The sequence below is a fragment of the Roseomonas sp. TS2 genome, assembly GCF_058833935.1.
Genome location: NZ_JCACVY010000097.1, coordinates 1 through 16655, shown reverse-complemented (window position 1 = coordinate 16655; position 16655 = coordinate 1). Strand labels below are relative to the sequence as shown.

The 16655-nt window shown below is 74.2% G+C and carries 16 protein-coding genes; 9 read left to right on the top strand and 7 right to left on the bottom strand.

Features of this window, described 5'->3' with window-relative positions:
- Nucleotides 1–1214 (top strand): bifunctional folylpolyglutamate synthase/dihydrofolate synthase (locus ACZJYS_RS15230; protein WP_493179406.1); only part of this gene is annotated, 1214 nt, incomplete at its 5' end.
- Between the two features lie 90 nt (nucleotides 1215–1304).
- Here the strand turns inward: ACZJYS_RS15230 and ACZJYS_RS15225 are convergent.
- Complete coding sequence (locus ACZJYS_RS15225) at nucleotides 1305–2780, bottom strand: transglycosylase SLT domain-containing protein (RefSeq protein ID WP_493179404.1); 1476 nt, start codon at nucleotides 2778–2780, stop codon at nucleotides 1305–1307.
- Nucleotides 2781–3120: 340 nt separating this feature from the next.
- Here ACZJYS_RS15225 and ACZJYS_RS15220 point away from each other — a divergent pair, with 340 nt between their 5' ends.
- The 4 genes from ACZJYS_RS15220 (at nucleotide 3121) to ACZJYS_RS15205 (ending at nucleotide 5696) form a co-directional block, all read left to right on the top strand.
- Nucleotides 3121–3708: an outer membrane lipoprotein gene (locus ACZJYS_RS15220; protein WP_493179402.1), complete on the top strand. Its 588-nt coding sequence runs from the start codon at nucleotides 3121–3123 to the stop codon at nucleotides 3706–3708.
- A 78-nt stretch (nucleotides 3709–3786) separates the two neighbouring features.
- Nucleotides 3787–4620 carry an ABC transporter permease gene (locus ACZJYS_RS15215; protein ID WP_109518865.1) on the top strand — a complete coding sequence of 278 codons (834 nt, stop codon included), beginning with the start codon at nucleotides 3787–3789 and terminating at the stop codon, nucleotides 4618–4620.
- Nucleotides 4621–4626: 6 nt separating this feature from the next.
- Nucleotides 4627–5400: an ABC transporter ATP-binding protein gene (locus tag ACZJYS_RS15210; RefSeq protein ID WP_493179400.1), complete on the top strand. Its 774-nt coding sequence runs from the start codon at nucleotides 4627–4629 to the stop codon at nucleotides 5398–5400.
- Between the two features lie 113 nt (nucleotides 5401–5513).
- Nucleotides 5514–5696: a KGG domain-containing protein gene (locus tag ACZJYS_RS15205; protein ID WP_109518863.1), complete on the top strand. Its 183-nt coding sequence runs from the start codon at nucleotides 5514–5516 to the stop codon at nucleotides 5694–5696.
- Between the two features lie 188 nt (nucleotides 5697–5884).
- Here the strand turns inward: ACZJYS_RS15205 and arfB are convergent, their stop codons facing one another.
- From arfB to ACZJYS_RS15180, 5 genes are all read right to left on the bottom strand, one after another.
- Complete coding sequence (gene arfB, locus ACZJYS_RS15200; RefSeq protein WP_379635873.1) at nucleotides 5885–6313, bottom strand: alternative ribosome rescue aminoacyl-tRNA hydrolase ArfB; 429 nt, start codon at nucleotides 6311–6313, stop codon at nucleotides 5885–5887.
- A 92-nt stretch (nucleotides 6314–6405) separates the two neighbouring features.
- Nucleotides 6406–7524: an NADH:flavin oxidoreductase/NADH oxidase gene (locus ACZJYS_RS15195; protein WP_379652327.1), complete on the bottom strand. Its 1119-nt coding sequence runs from the start codon at nucleotides 7522–7524 to the stop codon at nucleotides 6406–6408.
- Nucleotides 7521–8462, bottom strand: a complete 942-nt coding sequence (locus tag ACZJYS_RS15190) for a DUF2272 domain-containing protein (protein WP_181378268.1) — start codon at nucleotides 8460–8462, stop codon at nucleotides 7521–7523. The genes ACZJYS_RS15195 and ACZJYS_RS15190 overlap by 4 nt, the downstream gene beginning before the upstream one ends.
- 10 nt (nucleotides 8463–8472) lie before the next feature.
- Nucleotides 8473–10434 (bottom strand): hypothetical protein, encoded by a 1962-nt coding sequence (locus ACZJYS_RS15185; protein WP_493179397.1) that lies wholly within the window; start codon nucleotides 10432–10434, stop codon nucleotides 8473–8475.
- A gap of 114 nt (nucleotides 10435–10548) precedes the next feature.
- Nucleotides 10549–11697: a PA0069 family radical SAM protein gene (locus tag ACZJYS_RS15180; protein WP_493179395.1), complete on the bottom strand. Its 1149-nt coding sequence runs from the start codon at nucleotides 11695–11697 to the stop codon at nucleotides 10549–10551.
- A gap of 174 nt (nucleotides 11698–11871) precedes the next feature.
- Here ACZJYS_RS15180 and ACZJYS_RS15175 point away from each other — a divergent pair, with 174 nt between their 5' ends.
- Complete coding sequence (locus ACZJYS_RS15175; RefSeq protein ID WP_109518858.1) at nucleotides 11872–12525, top strand: TIGR04282 family arsenosugar biosynthesis glycosyltransferase; 654 nt, start codon at nucleotides 11872–11874, stop codon at nucleotides 12523–12525.
- Nucleotides 12526–12573: 48 nt separating this feature from the next.
- Here ACZJYS_RS15175 and ACZJYS_RS15170 read toward each other — a convergent pair whose 3' ends face one another.
- Nucleotides 12574–13791, bottom strand: a complete 1218-nt coding sequence (locus ACZJYS_RS15170) for a CCA tRNA nucleotidyltransferase (RefSeq protein WP_493179392.1) — start codon at nucleotides 13789–13791, stop codon at nucleotides 12574–12576.
- A gap of 121 nt (nucleotides 13792–13912) precedes the next feature.
- Here ACZJYS_RS15170 and ACZJYS_RS15165 point away from each other — a divergent pair, with 121 nt between their 5' ends.
- From ACZJYS_RS15165 to ACZJYS_RS15155, 3 genes are all read left to right on the top strand, one after another.
- Nucleotides 13913–14149: a CsbD family protein gene (locus ACZJYS_RS15165; RefSeq protein ID WP_379652309.1), complete on the top strand. Its 237-nt coding sequence runs from the start codon at nucleotides 13913–13915 to the stop codon at nucleotides 14147–14149.
- A 121-nt stretch (nucleotides 14150–14270) separates the two neighbouring features.
- The gene (locus ACZJYS_RS15160; RefSeq protein ID WP_493179390.1) at nucleotides 14271–15623 is read left to right on the top strand and encodes a dihydrolipoyl dehydrogenase family protein; all 1353 of its coding nucleotides are present in this window, start codon (nucleotides 14271–14273) and stop codon (nucleotides 15621–15623) included.
- Nucleotides 15624–15628: 5 nt separating this feature from the next.
- Nucleotides 15629–16555 (top strand): NAD(P)/FAD-dependent oxidoreductase, encoded by a 927-nt coding sequence (locus ACZJYS_RS15155; protein ID WP_493179388.1) that lies wholly within the window; start codon nucleotides 15629–15631, stop codon nucleotides 16553–16555.
- The last annotated feature ends 100 nt before the right edge of the window (nucleotides 16556–16655 follow it).

Genomic DNA, 16655 nt, shown 5'->3' with positions numbered 1-16655 from the left:
GGCGGCTGCAGCGGCTGCTGGCGGCGCTCGGCCACCCGGAGCGCCACCTGCCGCCGGTGGTGCATGTGGCCGGCACCAACGGCAAGGGCTCCACCTGCGCCTTCCTGCGCGCCATCGCCGAGGCGGCGGGGCAGCGCGTGCATGTCTATTCCTCGCCGCACCTGGTGCGCTTCCACGAGCGCATCCGGCTGGCCGGCACGCTGGTCTCGGAAGCCGCGCTGGCCGCCGCGCTGGAGGAGGTGGAGGCGGTGAATGCCGGCGAGTCCATCACCGTCTTCGAGGTGACGACGGCGGTGGCGCTGCTGCTGTTCAGCCGGACGCCAGCCGACCTGCTGGTGCTGGAGGTGGGCCTCGGCGGCCGCTACGACGCCACCAACGTGGTCGAGCGCCCGGCGGCCTGCGCCATCACCAGCATCTCCATGGACCACATGGATTTCCTGGGCGATTCGCTGGCCGGCATCGCCGGCGAGAAGGCCGGCATCCTGAAGCCCGGAGTGCCCGCCGCCACCGGCCTGCAGGCGCCCGCGGCGCTGGCGGTGCTGGAGGCCGAGGCCGCCGCGCTCGGCGCGCCGCTGGCGGTGCGCAACCAGGGCTGGTCGGTGGGCTGGACCGAGTCGGGGCTGCGCTACACCGATGGCGGCGGCTCGCTGAACCTGCCGCGCCCGGCCCTGCCGGGGCCGCACCAGGCGGACAATGCCGGCATCGCCATCGCCGCGCTGCGCGGCTGGAACCCGCCCTGGCTGACCGAGGCGGCGATCGCCGCCGGCCTCACCACCGCCACCTGGCCCGCCCGGCTGCAACGGCTGCATGGCGACCTCGCCGCGCTGCTGCCCGAGGGCTGGGAGCTGTGGCTGGATGGCGGCCACAATGCCGGCGCCGGCGCGGCGCTGGCCGCCCACCTGCCGCTGTGGGAGGACCGCCCGCGCCACCTCGTGGTGGGCATGAAGCAGGGCAAGGCCTCGGGCGACTTCCTCTCGCCCCTGCTGCCCCTGGCCGAGAGCCTCTGGGCCGTGGCCGAGCCGGGCCAGCACCTGGCCATGCCGGTGGAGGAGATCGTGGCGGCCAGCGGCGGCCGCGCCCGCCCCGGTCCGCATGTGGCCGATGCGCTGCGCGCCTTGGCGGAGGCCGGCGGCCCGCCGGCGCGCGTGCTGGTCTGCGGCAGCCTCTACCTGGCGGGCGAGGTGCTGAAGGCGGACCACACCGCCATCACCTGAGAGGCGCGGCCGGCGGGCCGGCCCGGAGAGGCGGCACAAAAAAAGCCCGGGGACGTGTCCCCGGGCTTTTTTTGTCTCAGGCGGCCGGTCTCAGCCCTGCGCGTCCGGCGAGACGATGATGCAGGCGCCCTGGCTGCGCAGCTTGTCGCAGGCCGACTGCGCATTGTCGCGCGAGAGGCCGATGACGCGGGCGCGGTAGAGCGTGTTGCCGCCCTGCGCCACCGGCTCGACCCGCGAGCGGGCGCCGGAAGCGCCGAGCCGGCCGCGCGCCGCCTCGGCCGCGGCGCGGGCGAGGTTGGCGCTGGCGAAGGCGCCCACCTGCACGCCCCAGGCGCCGGCCTGGCTCGGCATCGCCGCCGGCTGGCTGGCGGAGGGCGCGCGCAGCACCTGGGCCGGCGGCGCCACCGTGGCGGCGTGCGCCGAGCCGATCAGGCTGAAGCCGCCGCTGCGCGCCAGGCTGGGCGACGGCGCGGGCCGCGGCGCCTCGGCGAAGGCGCTGGCGATCCGCGCCGTGGTGCGCGGCGGCGCCCGCTCGGCGGCGGGGCTGGCCGAGGCCGAGGCCAGCAGGCTGGGCACGGGCGCGGGGCTGGGCCGTGGCGCCGGAGGCGCGGGCGGCGGCGCCATGGCCAGCTCGATCGGCGGGCTGGCGGGCGGCGCGGCGGCATAGGTGGAGCCGTCCGGAATCGGCTCCATGCGCACCACGGGGCCGGCGGCCGGGGCGGCGGCGTAGGTGGAGCCGTCCGGGATCGGGTCCATGCGCACCACGGAGCCACCACCCAGCGAGGTGCCGATCGACGGATCGAGGCTGGCCACCTGCACCGATTCGGTGCTGTAGGTGGAGCCGTCCGGGATCGGGTCCATGCGCACCACCGGGCCCGGCGGCAGGCTGGCCACGCGGATGCCCGGGTCCACCGCGTTGCGCTGCTCGCGCAGCGCCAGCATGGTGGCGGTGTCGCCGCGGCGCGGTCCGGCCGGGATGCTCAGCGGGATCTCCGCCGCCGCATAGACCTCCGGCGCCGCGCGGCGGCCTGGATGCGCGTCGACGATTCGCGGGCCGATGCGGGCGACGTAGTTGCGCGTCTCGGCCGGCAGGCCGCGGCCGTTCCAGAGGTAGTCCTCCAGGCGGCGCGGGCCCGCATTGTAGGCGGCGAGGAAGGCCGGGCTGCCATACAGCTCGTACATCTCGCGCACATAGGCGGTGCCGGCCATGATGCTGTTCCACGGGTGGTAGGGGTCGTCCCCCAGCCCGTAGCGGCCGCGCAGCTCGGCATAGGTGCCGGGCATCACCTGCATCAGCCCCATCGCGCCCACCGGGCTGCGGGCGCCGACGCGGCCGCCGCTCTCCTGCCGCATCACCTCGCGGATCCAGCGTTCCGGCACGTCGAAGCGCTTGGAGGCTTCGCGGATATACGGCCCCCATGGATCGCTGGACGGGCCGGGCGCGTCATAGCTGCTGGGTTGCGGGTAGGCGGCCGACTGCGCGGCGGCGCCGGAACTGACGGTCCTGGTCTGCTGGCTGCTGCCGCAGGCGGCCAAAAGGCCCACCAGCGACAAGGTGGCCACCATGCGGACGCGCCCCCCCGGCGCCATCCGACCGTACTGGAACGGAGTCATCCCCTGTTCTCCGTCTGGCCCGGTGGATCTGGTTCCTGTGCTGGACCGCCTGCGCCCCCACGCCGACGAATCCGGAACCGCCCCGGGTTTAGGTTTCAGCAGAACATCTGCCCGCAAAGCGCTAAAGGATACAGCAGATTAGCGCAAGCCTCGTGTGCGGGGGCGGGCGCCCCCCCTGGCGTTCGCGTCGCCGGCACCCCATTCATAGGCAAAGGGGAGCGAAACCCTGGGCATTGCCCGGCGGGGCTTCCGTCCTCCCTGGAATCGCAGCCTTCGGACAAAGGGTTCACGCATGCCTGCGCCCTCCCGCCTCTCTCGCAGCCTTCGCGCCGGGCTTGCCGTGATGTTGATCGGCGGCACGGTGGCCGCCTGCGCACCGCAGCAGACCGGCGCCACCTACAGCAGCGCCGCGCTCGGCCGCGCCGCCTCCGTCTCCTATGGCACCATCGTCGGCATGCGGCCGGTCCAGGTGCAGGGCAACAGCTCCGGCGTCGGCACCGCCGCGGGCGCCGTGGCCGGCGGTGTCGCCGGCAGCTTCATCGGCGGCGACTGGCGCTCCAACGCGCTCGCCGGCCTGGGCGGCGCGGTGCTCGGCGGCCTCGCCGGCAACGCCATCGGCCGCGGTGTCAGCGATGGGCAGGCCGTCGAGTTCTTCGTTCGCGAGGACCAGGGCGGCGACATCTCGGTGGTGCAGACCAACGAGGAGGGGCTGCAGGTCAATGACCGTGTCGTGATCGCGCGCGGCGACCGGACTCGCCTCAGCCGCGCCGCCGGTGGCCCGCCGCCTGGCGCCTATGCCCCGCCGCCCGCCTCCTACGGCACCGTCCCCTATGGCACCCCCCCGGCGCATGGCGCCAGCTATGGCGGTCCGAAATACTGATCCGCGCAACACGCCGGGGCGATCCTTCGCCCCGGCCGCTGGCGGCCCGGAAGATTTGGGGTGTATAGAGCGGCCGCCATGCAGCAAGCGGTTCTTCCCACCTATCGCATCGACGCCAACCAGCCGGACCGCGCCGGCCGGGCCATGGCAGACCTCAGGGCCGGCTTCGCCTCCTGGCGGCTGGCCTGGACGCTGGCGCGGCTCGACCTGCGCAACCGCTACCGCGGCTCGGTCATCGGGCCGTTCTGGGTCACGCTCTCCACCGCCGCGCTGGTGGCGGGCATGGGGCTGCTCTACGCGCAGCTCTTCCGGCTCGATATCGCCAACTACCTGCCGCATCTGGCGGCCAGCCTGATCACCTGGAACGCCCTCTCGGCCATGGTGTCGGAGGCCACCACCTGCCTCTCCAATGCCGAGGGGGTGATCCGCCAGCTGCGCCTGCCGCTGACCACCCACGCGCTGCGCTGCGTCTTCCGCAACGCGCTGAACGCGGCGCACAGCCTGCCGCTGATCCTGGTGGTGTTCGCGCTGATGGGCCACTGGCCGGGCGCCGAGGCGCTGCTGATCATCCCGGGCCTCGCGGTGCTGGCGGTGAACGCCCTCTCCGTCTCGCTGCTCCTCGGCATGATCTGCGCCCGGTTCCGCGACATCGGCCCGATCGTCGCCAATGTCATGCAGCTCGCCTTCTTCATGACGCCGGTGATCTGGAAGCCGGAGCTGCTGGGGGAGAGCGCCAAGTGGCTGCCCCTCAACCCGTTCTACACCATGCTGGAGATGGTGCGCGGCCCGCTGGTCGAGGGCGGCGGCTCGCTGACCACCTGGCTGGCCGCGCTGCTCTACACGGGCGTGCTGGGCGGCACCGCCATGGCCTTCTTCGTCCGCTTCCGCAGCCGCGTCGCCTTCTGGGTCTGAGCAGCCATGGCCAGCATTTCCGCCCGTGGGCTGAGCATCGCCTTCCCGCTCTATCACCTGGCCGCGCGCAGCCTGAAGAAGCGCCTGCTGGCCAAGGCCGCCATCCGCGTCAAGACCGACGAGTCGAACCGCGTCGTCGTCTCCGCCCTGCACGACCTGACCTTCGAGATCCGCCGCGGAGAGCGTGTGGCGCTGGTCGGCACCAACGGCGCCGGCAAGACCACCCTGCTGCGGACACTCGCCGGCATCTACGAGCCGGTCGCCGGCGAGCTGGTGGTGGAGGGCGAGATCGGCTCGCTGATCGACCCCGCCGCCGGCATGGATTCCGACAGCACGGGGCGCGAGAACATCCGCCTGCGCGGCCTCTACCGCGGCATGAGCGAGGCGGAGATCGCGGCCCTGGAGCAGGACGCCTCCGCCTTCTCCGGCCTTGGCGAGTTCCTCGACGTGCCGACGCGCGGCTACTCCGCCGGCATGCAGGTGCGGCTCGCCTTCGCCATGGCCACCGCCATCACGCCGCAGATCCTGCTGATGGACGAGTGGTTCCTGGCCGGCGACGCCGACTTCATGACCAAGGCCGAGGAGCGGCTGGCCCGGCTGGTGACGGGCGCCGACATCCTGGTGATCGCCACCCATGACATGAACGTGGTGCGCCGCTGGTGCACCCGCGTCATCAAGCTGGAAGCCGGCCGCATCGTCGCCGACGGCACCGTGGAGCAGGTTCTGGGCGCGGTGCAGGCGCCGCATGCGGAAACGCCGCAGGCGGCGGAGCAGGCCTAGAGCAAAGCCCGGCCGGCTCCATCTCTTCCCGCGCCGCAACCGGGGGCGGGGGGAGACGTTTTCCTGGAAACCCGCTGGGCGCTCCTGCCCCCGGGTGAACAGGGAGCAAGCCGATGACGCAAGGAAAGTCTCAGGACCAGCATGGCGGCCACGGCTCGGCCGAGGGCAAGAAGGGCGTGTCGCAGGAAACCGTGGGCAGCGGCAAGGCGAACGATCCCAACAATTTCGCCAATGACCACGAGCGCGCGGCCGAGGCAGGCCGCAAGGGCGGCCAGAACAGCCACAAGAACGACTGAAGCGACTCCGGCCGGATCGTATCATCCGGCCGGCTGCCGCTTCGGCGCCCTTGCCGTGCGGAATAAGGCTGGGCGGGCTGGCCGGTTGGAGCAGGCCGCAGGCAGGCAGCTTTGCCTGATCGCGTGAAGATTCCCGCGAAAACAATGAGCCAGGGCCTTATCCGTGAGCCAGTGCGGACGGAAAGGCTCTAGTCGGCCGCTGGCTTGCCGCGCAGCCGCTTGGTGACGCCGCGCTGGGATTTGCCTTCCAGCCGACGCTTCTTCGAGCCGAGGGTCGGGCGCGTCGGCCGCCGCTTCGGCGGCGGCGGCGCCGCCGCCTCGCGGATCAGCTCCAGCAGCCGCTCCAGAGCATCCTCCCGGTTCCGCGCCTGGGTGCGGAACTGCTGCGCGGTGATCACAACCTCCCCCGCCGCCGTGGCCCGGTGGCCGGCGAGGCGGATCAGCCGCTCCCGCACCGGCTCCGGCAGGCTGGGCGAGTTGCGCGCATCGAAGCGCAACTGCACCATCGTCTCCACCTTGTTGACGTTCTGCCCGCCGGCGCCGGAGGCGCGCGCGAAGCTTTCCGTCAGCTCGGACTCGTCGATGCTCAGGCGGGCGGTGACGGGTATGCGGGGCATGGCGCCAGACCTTGGGGGATGAAAAGAATCCGGGGGAATGAATTCCCCCGGGGCCCCCTTCTTTTTTCTGCGAGTTCGGGGGGAACGGCGCTTTACAGGGCGGGCATCGGCTCGGCGATGGCGCTGTCCATCGGCATCTTGCCGAGCGCGCCCCAGGCGCGGTCGTATTGCGGCGGGATGCGCAGCGCCTCGGTGCGGCCCAGCGCCGCCGCGGCGTGCAGCGGCCAGTAGGGGTCGCGCAGCAGGGCGCGCGCCAGCAGGATCAGGTCGGCCTTGCCCTCGGCGAGGATCTCCTGCGCCTGCTGCGGCTCGGTGATCATGCCGACCGCCGCCACGGGGATCTCCGCGCCGGCGCGCACCGCCGCCGCGCCCGGCACCTGGTAGCCGGGCCCGACCGGGATCTGCGCCGGCACCAGCGCGCCGGAGGAGACGTCGATCAGGTCGATCCCCTGCGCCTTCACCTGGCGCGACAGCTCCACCGTCTCCTCGGTCGTCCAGCCGCCCTCCGTCCAGTCGGTGTGGGAGAAGCGGATGGCCAGCGGCATCTCCTCCGGGATGGCGGCGCGCACGGCGGCCACCACCTCGCGCGTCAGCCGCGTGCGCCCGGCGAAGTCGCCGCCCCAGCCATCGTTGCGCTGGTTGGAGAGCGGCGAGAGGAACTGGTGCAGCAGGTAGCCATGCGCCGCGTGGATCTCGATGAAGCGGTAGCCCGCCGCCACCGAGCGGCGCGCCGTGGCGACGAAGTCGGCGATCACCTGGGCGATGTCGGCTTCCGTCATGGCGCGCGGCATCCGCAGGCCGGGGAAGGCCACGGCGCTCGGCGCCAGCGGCTCCCAGCCATGCTGGTCGTCGCCGGCCACGCCGCCCACCCAGGGCGGGCTGCTGCTGGCCTTGCGCCCCGCATGCGCGATCTGGATGCCCGGCACCGAGCCGGCGGCGGCGATGGCGGCGGTGAGCCGGGCGTGGCCGGGGATGTGGGCGTCGCTCCACAGGCCGAGATCGGCGGGGGTGATGCGCGCCTCGGGGCTGACGCCGGTGGCCTCCGCGATCACCAGCCCGGCGCCGCCGATCGCCCGCGCGTGCAGATGCGCCAGGTGCCACTCGGTCGGCATCCCGTCCGGCGCGCAGCTGTACTGGCACATGGGGGAGACGCCGATGCGGTTGCGCAGCGTCACGCCCCGCAGCGTCAGGGGCTCGAACAGGTCTGTCATGAAGCGTTCCTCCAGGTTCCGGGCGGCAATGGCCCCCCGGGCTGCATCTGTGGCTGGGCCATGGGCTGCATCTGTGGCTGCCAGGGCGGCAGCCGGCCCAGGCGGTTCTCGAACACGGCGAACCAGGCGGGGCCGCCGGCGGCGCGCGGCAGCAGCCGCCCCGCCGCGTCGGCCGGGAAGCGCGAGAGGGTGACGGCATCGGCCACGTTGCCGCCCACCGCCTCCACCACGCCGGGGCCGGCGGCCACCACGATGTCGCAATGCATCGGCCGGAACTGGCCGATCTCGGCCCAGCGCGCCTGCCAGTGCGCCAGCGGCCGGCGGGAGCGGTCGGCGCAGAGCAGGTCGCCCGGCTGCGGCGCGTAGCCGGTCCAGTCCCGCGGCAGGAAGGGCGCGGTGGCCGGGAAGTCCCGCGCATCGGCCATCATGCCGTCGATGTAGAAGGCGTGCGCGGCGGAGGGCGGGAATTCCCGCCGGTCCACCCCCGCGCCGCGCATCACGTAGCTGATGAAGGCGGCCGACCAGGCCGGCTCCGACCACAGCGAGGCCGGCGCGCCGGGATCGGCCAGGGCGTTGGCGTAGCGGGCGCGGTTGCGGGCGATGGCGGCCTCGCCCTCCTCCGTGGCGCGCCAGTAGGCCAGCACGCGCGGGAAGCTGGCCGCCGCCGATTCCGGCCCGGGCAGGCCGCCGGGGGCGTCCTCGTGCAGGGCGGGGCCGGCCGTCGGTTCCACGACGATGCGGCCCCATTCCTCCCATTCCGCCAGGGCCAGGCGCAGCATCCGCTCGCGCGCCGAGGGCGGGTAAGGCAGGGGCGGCGCCAGGCCGGCGCTGGCGGGCGGCGGGGGCGCGGCACAGGCGGCCGGCAGCAGCGCCAGCAGCAGCGCCGCCAGGCCGGCATGGCGGCGCCAGCCCTTCGGCACCCGGTCCTTCAGGGCCATGCGTGCCGTCTCAGCCCAATGCCGCGGCCGGCTGGGAAAAGCGCAGGATGGCGGCATCGGGCGCCATCAGCCCCATCAGCACGGCGGGCTGGGTGGCGGCGTTGCCCTCGCCGGCCAGCGGGCTGGTGAGCACCTCCAGCGCCTCGCCCAGCTCCCGCACGCGGCCCCGCAACTCGGCGAAGCAGGCCTCGGTGAGGTCTGCCACCCGCTCCTGCTCGGCCGGCTCCAGCACGATGAAGCCGCCCTGCGCGGCCAGGCGCAGCGCGTTCAGCGCCCGCATCAGCAGCCCCAGCTTGAAGGACCAGAAGCCGCCATCCTCCTCCCAGCGGCCATCCCGGTACAGGCGCACGAAGGGCGTCTCCAGCCGGTGCGAGCCCTTCTCCAGCGGCACGTTGAGGATGCCGAGCTGCACCGCCGCCAGCGCCTGCCGCAGCGCCGCCTGCAGCACCGGCTCCGGCCGGCGCGGCAGCAGCCGGGCCAGCGCCAGCATGGCGGCGGCGTGGCAGTCCAGATAGGCCGCCTTGCCGGCATCGGCGAAGGCGCCGCCCGTCTCCTCCGGCTGCTGCAGCCGCACCAGCAGCGTCAGCCCGTGGTCCAGAAGCTCCGCGTAGCGCGGCTCCTCCGTGGCGCGCAGCATGGTGTCGAGCGAGAGCAGGGCGAAGGCGAGGGAGCGCAGATAGACGCGCCCCGGGCTGGCCTGGCCGTCCGGTCCCAGCCCGGCGAAGAACTGCGTCACGTGCCGGTCGTACCAGACGCGCATCTGCGCCTGGCGCTCCGCCGGCAGCGGCGCCGCATAGGCGTTGTGGGCGGCGAAGAAGATCTGCGTGGCCACCGCGTTGAGGGCGGTGCCGGCATCGGGGCTCAACCCGGCATCGCGGCCGGACAGGATGGCGGGCTCGTCCAGGATGGCCTGGTAGGCGGGCAGCCCGGCCGCCAGCGTGCCGGCCGTCAGCAGCCGCGCTTCCTGGATGCTGGCCTCGGCGCCGCCTTCGACGCGCGGGAAGAGGTAGCGCGTCAGCACCCAGTGCAGCCGGCCATTCTGCGTCCGGGCCTTGATGCTTTGCAGCGCCTGCGGCGCCAGTGGCGCGATGTGCAGGCCGTTCGCGGCGCCCGGCGCGGTTTCCTCGATGAGGCTGAAAAGGCGGGTCGGCCCCTGGTGCAGCGTGAACAGCTCCGTGCCGGCCGCCGGCAGGGGCAGGAAGCGCCCGTCCCGCTCGGTGAACAGCTGGCCGAAGGGCCGCTCCGCCTCGGCGGACAGCTCGTCGAGCGCGGTGGTCAGGCGCACATTCTCCAGCGTCACGCCCGGCTCGGCGCGCAGCGTCACGCGCAGCAGCAGGCGCGGGTCGCGGGCCTGGATGGTGTATTCGTAGCGCAGCCGCGCCACCACGCGCTCCGTCTTGCGCAGCAGCCCGGCCTGCACCTTCAGCACGCTCTCATGGAACAGCAGCGCGCCCTCCGGCCGCGGCTCCACCCCATAGGCGGCGATGGTATCCTCGACATCCAGGCAATGCTGCTGCCGGCCCAGGCGGAACTCCACGAGGTGGCCGGTGTAGTGCATCTCGCGCCGGGCGGCGCCGCCCCGGACCGACTGGGTCAGCAGGCCGCGCGAGAGGTCGCCGCGGAACTCATAGCCCTGGGTGAGGATGACAAGCTGGCGCGGATCGGCGCTCTGGATGACGCATTCCGGCCCGGCGACGCGGCTGAACAGCAGATGGCCCGTGCCCATGCCGAGCAGGAAGTCGGTCAGCCCGTCGGCCAGCCCGCCCCAGCGCGCGTGCAGGTGCGGCTGGGCCAGCATCTCGGCGGCCGCGGCGCTGTCGGCCACCCAGCACCATTCGGAGGTGGGGAAAGGCAGATGCGTCTCGCGCAGGGCCGGCACCGCCTGCCCATCCAGCGTCACGGTGCGCAGGAGTTGCCGCTCCAGATAGGCGATGAGGCGGTCACGCTCGGGCTCGCGCAGCAATTCGGCCATCGGTCCTTCCGGCTCCGTTCCAGTCCTGTGGCGGCATGATAGGCCGGAAGGCAAGGTGGCGCACGCGGGGCGGCGGATCAACCGCCCAGCCTTCTCTCCCCCCGCGGCGGGCGCTCAGAACAGGGCGAGCTGCCGCGCCGCGCCGGAGGCCACGCCCGCCGCCGGCGGCACGGCGAATTGCGCGCAGTCCAGGCTCTCCTGGCCGGGGCCGGGCGGGCCGGCGCGGTCCAGCCCCAGCCGGCGCGCGGCGACGCGGAAGCGGTGCGCCAGCATCTCCGCATAGGGGCCGGTGCCGGACATGCGCTGGGCGAAGCCGGCATCGTAGGCACGCCCGCCGCGCGTCTGCCGCACCAGCGAGAGCACGCGCTCGGCGCGGTCGGGCATGTGCGCGCGCAGCCAGTCTTCGAACAGCCCGGCGATCTCGAGCGGCAGGCGCAGCAGCACATAGCCGGCGCGGCTGGCGCCCTGGCTGCTGGCGCGCTCCAGGATACGTTCCAGCTCCATGTCGTTCACCGCCGGAATCATCGGCGCGGCGAGCACGGCGGTGGGTATGCCGGCCCCGGCCAGCGCGCCCAGCGCGGCCAGGCGCCGCTCCGGCGTCGCCGCGCGCGGCTCCAGGATGCGCGCGAGGCCGGCATCGAGCGTGGTGACGGAGATGCACACCCGCACCAGCCGCCGCTCCGCCAGCCGCTTCAGGATGTCGAGGTCCCGCAGCACGCCGGCCGATTTGGTGACGATGGTGAGCGGGTGGCCGAAGCGCTCCAGCACCTCCAGCACGGCGCGGGTCAGCTTCAGCTGCCGCTCCACCGGCTGGTAGGGGTCGGTGTTGGAGCCGAGGGCAATGGGGCGCGGCACGTAGCCGGGCTTGCGTAGCTCCTTCTCCAGCAGCGCCGCCACATCGGCCTTGAAGATCAGCCGCGTCTCGAAATCCAGCCCCGGCGAGAGGCCGAGATAGGCGTGGCTGGGCCGGGCGTAGCAGTAGACGCAGCCATGCTCGCAGCCCCGGTAGGGGTTCACCGCGCGGTCGAACCCGACATCGGGCGAGTTGTTCCAGGCGATGACGGTGCGGGCGGAATCCTTCGTCAGCGTCGTCGGCAGCGGCGGCAGCGCGGCGAAGCTGTCCGCCAGCGTCTCCCAGCCATCGTCGAAGGCTTCCAGGGCCAGGCGGTCGAAGCGCACGGGGGGGTTTCCCGTGGCGCCACGGCCCTTGCGCGTGCCCTCCAGCAGGGCGGAGGCGGCGGGGCGGATGCTGCCCTCCGGCATGGTCGGTTCTTCCTCCGTTCCGGCCCGACTCTGCCGCCGCCGCGCGGCGAAAGTCAAGAACATGGCAGGAACATCATCCCGCCCGCCCTGGCGCCGGCGCGACTCGGCCACAGGGAGGGCTGTTCCGACAGCCGCACAATCCTCTATCTCTGCCACGCCAGCTCGCGAGGCCCCATGCACAGAGACACCGTCCTGATCTTTGCCCAGGCCCCGAGGCTGGGCGCGGTGAAGCGCCGCTTGGCCCGGGGCATCGGCGCCATGGCGGCGCTGCGCTTCTACCGCGGCCAGCTCGCGGCGGTCGCCCGCGCCATCGGCCGCGACAGGCGCTGGCGGACCCTGCTCGCCACCACGCCGGACGGCGCCCGCGCCCGCTGGCCGCGCGGCCCCGCCACCGTGCCGCAGGGCCGGGGCGGCCTGGGCGAGAGGCTGGACAACGCCACCCGCCCCCGGCGCGGCCGGGTGGTGGTGGTGGGCAGCGACATCCCCGGCGTCACCGCCGCCGACATCGCCGCCGCCTTCCGCGCCCTTGGCCGGGCGGATGCGGTGTTCGGGCCGGCGGAGGATGGCGGCTACTGGCTGGCCGGCCTCTCGGCACGGCGGCCCCCCCGCCCCTTCGGGCGGGTGCGCTGGTCCACCGAGCACGCGCTGGCGGACACCCTGGCCAACTTCACCGGCCGCCGCATCGCCCTGCTGCGCACGCTGCGCGACGTGGACACGGCGGAAGACCTGCAGGCCCTGCGCGCGCGTCCCGGCGGCTTCGCCAGCCTGCCGGTGCTGCCGGTGAAGCCCGCCAGCACCCGCAAGGCGAAGCGCCGGAAGCCACGCTGAAGGCAGCCAGAGCGGCGGGCGCGGCATCCCGCGCCCATACTGCGCCGGTCAGGGACGCACGGCCCGCCGCAATTCCTCGCGGCAGGCGGCGGCCGAGGCCGCGCAGCCGCCCTCCAGCCACCAGCGGCGCACCGCCGCCAGCGCCTGCCCCACCGCCGGGCCGGGCGGCAGGCCCAGCGCCAGCGCGTCCCGCCCCTGCAAAGGGAACACCGGGCGCGGCGTGGCGGCGATGCGCGCGCGCAGCGCGGCGCGGTCCTGCCCGTCGCGCGCCTCGGCGAGCCAGGCGGCTTCCGCCGCCACGCCGGCGGGCAGCTCCGCCAGCCAGCGGCGCAGCGCGGCGCCATCGAGCGCCGGGGCGGGCGGCGGCGCGCCGCACAGGCCGCCCAGCCGCTTCGCCTCCTCGCCCGAGAAGCGCAGCCGGCGCGCCAGGGCGTCGAGCGGCGCGCCGGGCGGCAGCAGCGCGGCCAGGCGCAGCACCGGGTCGGGCGGCGCGGCGAGGCGCTGCAGCGGCGCGAGTTCCTCCGCCTCGGGCAGCACGGCGGCCAGCACGCCGGCCTCGCGCATCAGCGCCAGCGCCCCTGCCGGCTCCGGCGCCTCCAGCAGGCGCTTCAGCTCCATCCACACCCGCTCGGCGGAGAGGCGGGCGAGCCCCGGCACGGCGGCGCGGATGGCGGCCAACGCCGCCGGATCCGGCGCGCCGCGGCCATAGCGGGCATGGAAGCGGAAGAAGCGCAGCACGCGCAGATAATCCTCCGCCAGCCGCGTCGCCGGGTCGCCCACGAAGCGCACGCGGCCGGCGGCGAGGTCCGCCCGGCCGCCGAAATAGTCCCAGAGCGCCCCTTCGGCATCCATCGACAGGGCGTTGATGGTGAAGTCCCGCCGCGCCGCGTCCTCGCGCCAGTCCTCGGTCCAGGCCACGGTGGCGTGGCGGCCATCGGTGGCGAGGTCCCGCCGCAGGCTGGTCACCTCCACCGGCTGGTGGTCCAGCACGGCGGTGACGGTGCCGTGCTGCAGGCCGGTCTCGAACACCTTCAGCCCGGCCGCGCGCAGCCGGGCGGCGATGGCCTCGGGCGGCAGCGGCGCGGCCACGTCCACATCGTGCACGTCGCGGCCGGCCAGCGCGTCGCGCACCGCGCCGCCCACGGCGCGCGCGCCCGGCAGCGTGGCCAGCACGGCGGCGGGGGCGCCCTGGCGCAGCCAGCCGGGCGGGGTGATGCGGTCGGCCGGCGGGTCGCCGGGCGGAAAGCCGGTCGGGAGAGAGGTCATGGCGGCGCAGGCACAGCACGCGGCGGCGCGCCACGCAACACGCATCCAATCAACCCGTGCCGCGTTCAACCGGCAGTCCGCCGCGCCAGCCGGCGCGGCACCATGACCAGGAGAAGCAAAGATGGACGAGAACCGCGTGACCGGCGCCGCCCGCGAGACCGTTGGCCGTGTGCAGGACGCCGTGGGCGGCATGACCGGCAACCGCGACTACCAGGCCCGCGGCATGTACAACCAGGCCCAGGGCTCGGCCGAGAACGCCCTCGGCCAGCTCTGCGACAATGTGCGCGAGCAGCCGCTGACCTCGCTCGCGATCGCCGCCGGCATCGGCTACATCCTGGGCCGCCTGCGGATCCTCTGATCCCGCAGGGGGCATTGGCGGGGGCGCCGCGGCGCCCCTGCCCCACCGGTGCCTTTCCTGACATGGCAACCCTGCGGCCCGGCACGGTGTTGCCTTCCTGCCCATCGCGCAGGAACTTCTGATGCCGGACAGCGAACAATTCGATCTCGTCGTCCTCGGGTCCGGCAGCGCCGGCACCAAGGTCGCCACCACCTGCCGGAAGGCGGGCTGGTCGGTCGCCGTGGTGGAGGCGCGCGATTTCGGCGGCACCTGCGCCCTGCGCGGCTGCGAGCCGAAGAAGGTGTTTTGGACGGTCGCCGAGGCCACCGAGCGCGCCCGCAACCTGGCACCGCACGGCGTGGCCGGCGGCGATGCGCTGCGCCTCGACTGGACCGCCGCCCAGGCCTTCAAGCACAGCTTCACCGACCCGGTGCCGGAGAACCGCGAGGCCGCCCTGCGCGCGGCGGGCATCGTGCCGATCCATGGCCAGCCGCGCTTCCTGGCGCCCGACGCCCTGACGGTGGGCGAGCGGCGCCTGGCGGCCCGGCATGTGCTGATCGCCACCGGTGCCGCTCCCGCCCACCTGCCCATCGAGGGCGCCGACCTGCTCGCCACCAGCGACGATTTCCTGCTGCTGGACGCGATGCCGGAGAGCCTTGTGATGGTCGGCGGCGGCTACATCGCCTTCGAGTGCGCGCATCTGGCGGCCCGGGCCGGGGCGCGCGTCACCATCCTGCAGGCCGATGACAGGCCGCTCGCCCAGTTCGAGCCGGACCTGGTGGCGCGGCTGCTGGAGCGCACGCGCGGCCTCGGCATCGAGGTGGCGCTGGGCTGCAAGGCGAGCCGCATTGCCCGCCAGGGCGCGGGCTTCGCCGTCGCCTGCGAGAACGGGCGCGAATTCCAGGCGGCGCTGGTGGTGCATGGGCTGGGCCGCAGCCCCTCCTTGCAGGACCTGGCGCTGGAGGCCGGGCAGGTGGCGGTGGAGAAAGGCCGGCTCTCGCTCGACCCCTATCTGCGCAGCACCAGCAACCCGCGCGTCTTCGCCGCCGGCGACGCCGCCGCGCAGGGGCCGGCGCTGACCCCCGTGGCCAGCCACGACGCCGCCGTGGTGGCGCGCAACATGCTGGAGGGCTGCCACACCAAGCCGGATTACGGCGTGGTGCCGAGCGCCGTCTTCACCATTCCGCCCCTCGCCTCGGTGGGGCTGACCGAGGCGGCGGCGCGCGCGGCCAACCCCGATGTGGAGGTGCGGCAGGGCGACATGGCCGGCTACCAGTCGGTGCGCCGCACCGGGGAGACGGCGGCGGCCTACAAGCTGCTGGTGGCGCCGGGCAGCGGCCAGATCCTCGGCGCGCACCTGCTGGGGCCGGAGGCGCCGGAGGTGATCAACGTCTTCGCCGTGGCGATGCGCGCCGGCATGACGGCCGACGCGCTTTCCCGGATGATGACCGCCTACCCGACCGGCGGCTCCAACATCTCCTCCATGCTGGGCTGAGGGACATGCAGGACGAATGGGATGTGGTGATCGTCGGCGGCGGCCCGGCGGGGCTGAGCGCGGCGCTGCTGCTGGGCCGGGCAAGGCGGCGCGTGCTGCTCTGCGATTCGGGCGAGCACCGCAACGACCGCGCCACGGCTATGCATGGGTTCCTGACGCGGGAAGGCATCGCGCCGGCCGAGTTCCGCCGCATCGCCCGCGCCGAGCTGGCGGCCTATCCCGGCATCCAGGTGGCGCCGGTGGCGGTGACGGATGCCGAGGCCTGCGACGCGGAGGGCGGCTTCGCCGTCACCCTGGCGGGGCGGGAGGCGCCGCTGCGCACCCGCCGCCTGCTGCTGGCCACCGGCCTGCGCGACGAGCTTCCCGCCATCAAGGGGCTGGACGAGCTCTATGGCCGCGACGTGTGGCACTGCCCCTATTGCGACGGCTATGAGCGGCGCGACCGGCCGCTCGCCGTGCACGGGGCGGGGCATGAGGCGGTCCGCATGGCCCTGGAGGTGCGCGGCTGGAGCCACGACCTGGTGCTCTGCACCGGTGGCAGCGAGATCCCGGAGCGGGACCGCGCCAAGCTGCGCGGCCTCGGCATCGCGCTGCGGGAATCGCCGCTGGTGGCGCTGGAGGCGGCGGAGGGCCGGCTGCGCGGGCTGCGCTTCGCCGATGGCAGCGTGCTGCCGCGCGCCGGGCTGTTCCTGTCCATGCCGCAGCGGCAGCGCAGCGAGCTGGCGCTGAAGCTCGGCTGCACGCTGACCAGCGGCGGGCTGCTCCGCGCCGGGCATGACGGTTCCACCGCGGTGAAGGGCCTCTACACGGCCGGCGATTCCTCGCCGCACCTGCAGATGGCCATCGTCGCGGCGGCGCAGGGCACCATGGCCGCCTTCGCCATCAATGCCGACCTGCTGCGGCAGGACCTGGCCGCCGAGCGGCGCGACTGAGGCCGGCGGAGGCCGCGCGCGGGCGGCCTCACCGCGCCCGCCGCGCCAGCCCCTCGCAACGGTTGTCCTCGCCGATGCCGAGCTGGATGGTGGGCAGCAG

Coding starts and splice junctions, on each gene's coding strand:
- ACZJYS_RS15225 (WP_493179404.1), bottom strand. CDS start 2,780: ATGGTGGCCACCTTGTCGCTGGTGGGCCTTTTGGCCGCCTGCGGCAGC.
- ACZJYS_RS15220 (WP_493179402.1), top strand. CDS start 3,121: ATGCCTGCGCCCTCCCGCCTCTCTCGCAGCCTTCGCGCCGGGCTTGCC.
- ACZJYS_RS15215 (WP_109518865.1), top strand. CDS start 3,787: ATGCAGCAAGCGGTTCTTCCCACCTATCGCATCGACGCCAACCAGCCG.
- ACZJYS_RS15210 (WP_493179400.1), top strand. CDS start 4,627: ATGGCCAGCATTTCCGCCCGTGGGCTGAGCATCGCCTTCCCGCTCTAT.
- ACZJYS_RS15205 (WP_109518863.1), top strand. CDS start 5,514: ATGACGCAAGGAAAGTCTCAGGACCAGCATGGCGGCCACGGCTCGGCC.
- arfB (WP_379635873.1), bottom strand. CDS start 6,313: ATGCCCCGCATACCCGTCACCGCCCGCCTGAGCATCGACGAGTCCGAG.
- ACZJYS_RS15195 (WP_379652327.1), bottom strand. CDS start 7,524: ATGACAGACCTGTTCGAGCCCCTGACGCTGCGGGGCGTGACGCTGCGC.
- ACZJYS_RS15190 (WP_181378268.1), bottom strand. CDS start 8,462: ATGGCCCTGAAGGACCGGGTGCCGAAGGGCTGGCGCCGCCATGCCGGC.
- ACZJYS_RS15185 (WP_493179397.1), bottom strand. CDS start 10,434: ATGGCCGAATTGCTGCGCGAGCCCGAGCGTGACCGCCTCATCGCCTAT.
- ACZJYS_RS15180 (WP_493179395.1), bottom strand. CDS start 11,697: ATGCCGGAGGGCAGCATCCGCCCCGCCGCCTCCGCCCTGCTGGAGGGC.
- ACZJYS_RS15175 (WP_109518858.1), top strand. CDS start 11,872: ATGCACAGAGACACCGTCCTGATCTTTGCCCAGGCCCCGAGGCTGGGC.
- ACZJYS_RS15170 (WP_493179392.1), bottom strand. CDS start 13,791: ATGACCTCTCTCCCGACCGGCTTTCCGCCCGGCGACCCGCCGGCCGAC.
- ACZJYS_RS15165 (WP_379652309.1), top strand. CDS start 13,913: ATGGACGAGAACCGCGTGACCGGCGCCGCCCGCGAGACCGTTGGCCGT.
- ACZJYS_RS15160 (WP_493179390.1), top strand. CDS start 14,271: ATGCCGGACAGCGAACAATTCGATCTCGTCGTCCTCGGGTCCGGCAGC.
- ACZJYS_RS15155 (WP_493179388.1), top strand. CDS start 15,629: ATGCAGGACGAATGGGATGTGGTGATCGTCGGCGGCGGCCCGGCGGGG.